The sequence below is a fragment of the Nostoc sp. PCC 9305 genome (assembly GCF_963920915.1).
In the GTDB taxonomy this organism is placed as follows: Bacteria; Cyanobacteriota; Cyanobacteriia; order Cyanobacteriales; family Nostocaceae; genus Nostoc.
The window spans coordinates 1-5,738 of record NZ_CAWUDN010000200.1 but is presented as its reverse complement, the minus strand read 5'-3'; the positions used below and the strand labels follow the sequence as shown (position 1 = coordinate 5,738).

Here is a 5,738-nt window from a genome sequence, read left to right as displayed (position 1 = left end):
TTAGGGGGATCTTCAACGATTTTGGTTTTATACAAAGATGTGTGTACACCGTAGCCGCTTGCGGGGAGGGGTGTAATGATTGTGGTTAGCATAACTAATTATGCGGACATGATATAAGACAATACGGTTCAGTTAAGGCTAAAACTCTTTATTAAAGTCAATTTTTTTAACGAACCGCAGAGGCACAGAGGGAACAGAGAGAGGAAAAAAATGCTTAACTGAACCGTATTGTGATATAAGAGGGTTTTAGCGATAACGTATTTGCTCTAGCTGGGTTGACAAAAAGTGCATCATAACACCCGCTAGAAGATTCAACTTTTTCTACAAGCTTGCTTCATCAAGATACGCTTGTTTTTATACACCTCTAAAGTTCCAGACTGCGGGTTATCTAACGTGCCATCCCACACCCAATATTCATAAATTCCATTCCGAAACTTATACACTCGAACCCCTTCTGTCGCTTGGCTAGTTCCTTTACCCAAACTTAAATTACCGTTGGGATTGGTCGCGCGATAGAGCAGTTCCCCGTTCGTATAATTCTGCCAAATATTGATGTTATAACCACCCTGGCATTTTGTACTCAGGATGATGCCAGCAGTAGAATCAGCAGAAGCTCTTAAGGAAAAATTAGCTAATATACTGATTGGCAAAGCAAGGAGTAACGCGGATCTGTTCAGTAGTGTTTTCATTATTTTCAAGAGTGTTGTGAAATTAATACTTGTTTAGCATTCCAGCAAGCCTTTATTTCACATCCTGACGACGACTTTGCTCTTGAAAGTAGTCGCGCCAGCTTTCGGGTAAGGCTTCAAGTTGAGCAGCTTGGTGAAGTAACTCTGGATTGTTCTGCTCACGAGTATAAAGCTGAGTGATATTAGCAACAGTAATATTGTTGTCATCCCGGCTCACCAACTCTAAAGTGTCTCCGGCTCCAACTTCGCCTTCTTGCAAAACACGAAAGTAAAATCCGGTGCGGCGACTTGCGAGAAATCGTTTCACCATATCAGGTCGTCCAAACCGAATCCCCAGTTTGTAACAGGGTAGGCGAGGTTGCGTCACCATCAGTTTTACAGTGCCGATACGAAAGCGATCGCCAATATTCACGTCTTCTTCTCTGAGTCCAGCGATCGTTAAATTTTCACCAAAGATGCCTAGCGGGAAGTCTGTGTCAGGCAATTCATTTCGCCAATAATTGTAATGCTCGAATGGGTATACATAAACTGCTTTATCTACTCCGCCATGAACGGTGAGATCGGCTTGTCCATCACCGTCTAAATTGAGTACGCGCACCATGACGCGATCGCTAACTGGTTCTTTAAAAATTCCAGTGCTAACTGTTTTCCCTTTCCAGGTTACTTCACGTGGTAGTCCAACGTTTACAGAAATAAGTTTCATGAGAATTTTAAATTGGGTCAATAATCAAGTATTTCAATAGTGGTATTTGCGTTCGCGTAGCGTCTCCTAATGCCTCCGGCACGCTTGCGCGAACGGAGAATCGCTTTCCTGAAGGTCGTGGAGGCTTAGATAGTAGTCAGCCTGTGAAGCAGAAAGTCTCATTTGTAAATCTTAGATGCTCCCTGGTGTTGTCATTGCTCAGGAGGCGGAGGAATAATTTCAATGCCGTACTTAGATGAAATGGTGAGGATTTTATCGAAGTCTTCAGAACTCAATGGTGGAGCAGATGTAATTTGACCATTTACCGCCTTTCCAACTTCGGCAATAAATTTCTCAAATCCAGCAGGTGTCACCCAAACTAACAGTTTGGCTGGTACAGAGGTCGTATTGGTAAATCGATGAAGTTGACCTTTGGGCGAATAGAGGAAGGTTCCAGGTGTTGCAACCAGGGTGCGATCGCCAAGCTGGAATTCAATCTCTCCGTCTTGAACATAGAATGATTCATTTTCTCGACTGTGCCGATGGGGAGGCGTACCGCCACCAGGTGCAACGATTAACTCACAAAGTGCATAGGCTTCTCCTGTCTCTTCACCAATTGCTTTAAAGGTATAGAGGTCTTGACCAAGGTAGTAAGAACGACCTCGATCCGGTTCAACAAAAAGTCCGTTTTGATTAATTGTCATTGCAATTACTCTCCTTTTTGAGTTGAGTTTCGTGCCTAAATTCCGTCTACACAAACTCTACATTGAATTTCGTTTATCTAATTACTTTTGGAAATAGTCGCGCTAACTTTTAAATAAGCGGATATTTGTGAATCATACAGCTTTCTGAAATGAGGCGATCGCGTTTGTGCATTCTCCAGGTATGAATACTGCACCCAAACAAGCAGAAAATGTGGATGTGTGCCATGAAGATGTCGGATATTGTGTAATTCATCGGCAACAGTAAAACTACTGACTGCTAATTAGTTCCTTGATTTTCAGCTAAGTAATTACACATTGCATATTTTAGGAGGATGTGAAAACGATGATTATCGTCATGAAATCCGGTTGTCCTCGACAAGAAATTGAATTACTATTCACAGAACTTTCGCGCTGGAAGATTGTCCCAGAAATCTCTGTAGGTAAACACAAAGTAGCAATTGGTTTGGTTGGCGATACAGCAGAAATCGATGTGCAGCAAGTGCAAAATTTAAGCCCTTTTATTGAGCAAGTACTGCGGGTAAAGAAGCCATTCAAACGAGCTAGTTTAGAATTTCGTTATGGTGAACCCAGCGATGTAAAGGTGTCTACACCCTCCGAAACTATTACCTTTGGTCAAAACCATCCTGTAGTCGTAATTGCAGGCCCCTGTTCTGTCGAAAGCGAAGAGATGATTGTAGAAACTGCGTTGCGAGTCAAAGCCGCAGGTGCAAAGTTTCTCAGAGGAGGTGCTTACAAACCACGAACTTCACCCTATGCTTTCCAGGGACATGGAGAAAGTGCTTTAGACTGGTTAGCAACAGCTAGATCGGTTTCTGGCTTGGGTATTATTACTGAGGTGATGGATGGGGCAGAATTAGAAATAGTGGCATCAATCGCAGACATCCTGCAAGTTGGTGCCCGCAATATGCAAAACTTTTCCCTTTTGAAAAAAGTCGGTGCAACAGGTAAACCTGTGTTACTCAAACGTGGTTTATCAGCCACTATTGAAGATTGGTTGATGTCAGCTGAGTATATTTTGGCAGCAGGAAATCCCAATGTGATTTTATGCGAACGGGGAATTAGGACTTTTGACAGAGAGTATACACGCAATACTTTAGATATATCTGCAATTCCTGTTTTGCGTAGTTTGACTCACCTGCCAATTGCTGTCGATCCCAGTCACGGTACTGGGAAATCGGAATTGGTGACACCAATGGCAATGGCTGCTTTAGCAGCTGGTTGTGATTCGCTAATGGTCGAGGTTCACCCTAATCCTCAAAAAGCCCTTTCAGATGGGCCTCAGTCGCTCAATTTTGCCAGCTTTGAAGAATTTATGAGAGAAATGGCTCCCTTGGGCAAATTTTTTGGTCGCTGGCAAGAACAGAAATATACAAAAAGTATCGAAACTAATTCTCTACTCCCCTTAACAAATTGGAAGATTGGGGTTCTTTAATAATTGTCAACTCATGGGTCAAGGTTAAAAACTTTAGTCATAAACTCTCAAAAACATGGATACACTTCGCTTAAATAAAAACACTGCCAACAAAACTGTCTTTCCTTTTGTATATAGTTCTGATGAGGCTGTAATTGTAGGCGATCGCAATCTCACTGTTGAAGAAGTAACTAGTGTAGCGCGTTATGGCAAACAAGTACGTTTAACTGACGATCTAGAAAAATTGGCTGATATCCAAGCATCCTGCGATTTTATTCGCCATGCAGTTGAATCTGGCGAACCTATTTATGGGGTGACAACTGGTTTTGGTGGTATGGCAAATGTGGTGATTTCTCCTGAATCTGCGGCTTTACTACAAAATAATTTGATGTGGTATCACAAAGTAGGTGCAGGAAAAAAATTACCTTTGGCTGATGTTCGGGCTGCAATGCTTCTACGTGCAAACTCCCACATTAGTGGTGCATCGGGGATTCGTTTGGAAATCATCAAGCGGATGCTGATATTCCTCAATGCTGGTGTTACACCTCATGTCTGCGAATATGGTTCAATTGGTGCTAGTGGTGATTTAACACCTTTAGCATATATTACCGGAGCATTGATTGGTTTAAATTCTAGCTACACCGTTGACTTTAACGGTGAAGAAATGAATGCATTAACAGCACTGAAAAAACTCGGTTTAGAACCATTACAACTACTTCCGAAAGAAGGGTTGGCGATGATGAATGGCACATCAGTGATGACAGGTATTGCCGCCAATTGCGTCTACGACACCAAGAATCTTTTAGCATTAGCAATGGGCGCTCACGCCTTAGCTATTCAAGGTTTAAATGGGACTAATCAATCATTTCACCCATTTATCCATCAGTTGAAACCACATTCAGGACAAAAATGGGCTGCTAACCAAATGCTCAACCTGTTGGAAGGTTCACAGTTAATTCGAGAAGAGTTAAATGGTTCTCATAACTATCGCGGTGAAGATCCGATTCAAGACCGTTATTCACTGCGTTGTTTACCTCAATATATGGGGCCCATTGTCGATGGAATTGAGCAAATTCAAAAACAAATTGAAGTAGAAATTAACTCTGTAACTGACAACCCACTTATCGATGTAGAAAACCAAGCAACTTATCATGGTGGCAATTTCTTAGGGCAATATATTGGTGTAGGAATGGATCAATTACGTTACTACATTGGGTTGTTAGCTAAACATCTGGATGTTCAAATAGCCTACTTGGTAGCACCAGAATTTAACAATGGACTTTCTCCATCTTTAGTTGGTAATAAAGAGCGGAGTGTAAACATGGGTTTGAAAGGATTACAAATTACTGGCAACTCAATTATGCCTCTGTTAACCTTCTATGGAAATTCCATAGCCGATCGCTTTCCTACCCACGCAGAACAATATAACCAAAATATCAATAGTCAAGGTTTTGCTTCGGCAAATTTAGCGCGTCAATCAGTAGAAATCTTTCAACAATATATAGCGATCGCCTTAATGTTTGGCGTGCAAGCAGTTGATTTACGCACATATAAAACTGTTGGACATTATGATGCCCGCGTCACCCTATCGCCTGCAACCAGAAATTTATATCTAGCAATCCGCGATCTAGTCGGACAACCGCCTTCTCCCGACAGACCTTACATCTGGAACGACCACGAACAAGCCCTAGACGAACACATTGCCAAAATTGCCAGTGATATCGCCAATGGTGGACAGATTGTGCAAGCAGTTAAGGATCTTTTGTTGACTTTGCACTCTTAATACCAATGATGGACGCGCTAAACCATATTTAAGTACAAGAAATAAGAAAGAAGTTAAAAAAGTTTAGCGCAGCCTCATAAAGAAATAGTATAAGTTTCAATTTAGCCATACTTGTACCAATTCGTAATTCAGTAAATCAAATTTATTTAGGGTTTTAAGATTTGCATCTATAGGGGCACAAAATCTTGCATCTTTGCTTTTAAAGAATTGGTATTAATTTAAAAGCAATGGTCTATGTCATTAAATTTGAGGGATAAGATAACGAACCGCAAAGGCGCGAAGTACACGTTCGCGCAGCGTCTCGTAGAGAAGGAAGAAGGAAAGAACAGAGTTTGAAATTTGATTCACCTATCAGAATTAATGCGATAGACCACTAGATGCAATCTCAATCTCTAATTAGGGGTTGCTGAAAAATAAAGAAAAGGTGACAGTATCTAAATTATTAGAC

The 5,738-nt window shown here is 41.4% G+C and carries 5 protein-coding genes; 2 read left to right on the top strand and 3 right to left on the bottom strand.

Translation table 11 applies throughout. The features are described from left to right. Positions 1-311: 311 nt before the first annotated feature. The 3 genes from ACM0OX_RS34880 to ACM0OX_RS34870 all read right to left on the bottom strand — a co-directional run bounded on the left by ACM0OX_RS34880 (position 312) and on the right by ACM0OX_RS34870 (position 2,075). Entirely contained in the window at positions 312-689 is a 378-nt protein-coding gene (locus tag ACM0OX_RS34880; protein ID WP_414519695.1) for a hypothetical protein, read from the bottom strand. A 52-nt stretch (positions 690-741) separates the two neighbouring features. Beyond that, positions 742-1,392, bottom strand: a complete 651-nt coding sequence (locus ACM0OX_RS34875; protein WP_414519693.1) for an MOSC domain-containing protein — start codon at positions 1,390-1,392, stop codon at positions 742-744. Positions 1,393-1,583: 191 nt separating this feature from the next. Beyond that, positions 1,584-2,075 (bottom strand): cupin domain-containing protein, encoded by a 492-nt coding sequence (locus ACM0OX_RS34870; RefSeq protein WP_414519691.1) that lies wholly within the window; start codon positions 2,073-2,075, stop codon positions 1,584-1,586. Positions 2,076-2,418: 343 nt separating this feature from the next. Between ACM0OX_RS34870 and aroF the strand changes: the two genes are divergently transcribed. Then, on the top strand, positions 2,419-3,528 hold the full coding sequence (gene aroF / locus ACM0OX_RS34865; RefSeq protein ID WP_414519689.1) for a 3-deoxy-7-phosphoheptulonate synthase: 1,110 nt from the start codon (positions 2,419-2,421) through the stop codon (positions 3,526-3,528). A gap of 55 nt (positions 3,529-3,583) precedes the next feature. Next, positions 3,584-5,290 carry an HAL/PAL/TAL family ammonia-lyase gene (locus ACM0OX_RS34860; RefSeq protein WP_414519687.1) on the top strand — a complete coding sequence of 569 codons (1,707 nt, stop codon included), beginning with the start codon at positions 3,584-3,586 and terminating at the stop codon, positions 5,288-5,290. Positions 5,291-5,738: the final 448 nt, after the last annotated feature.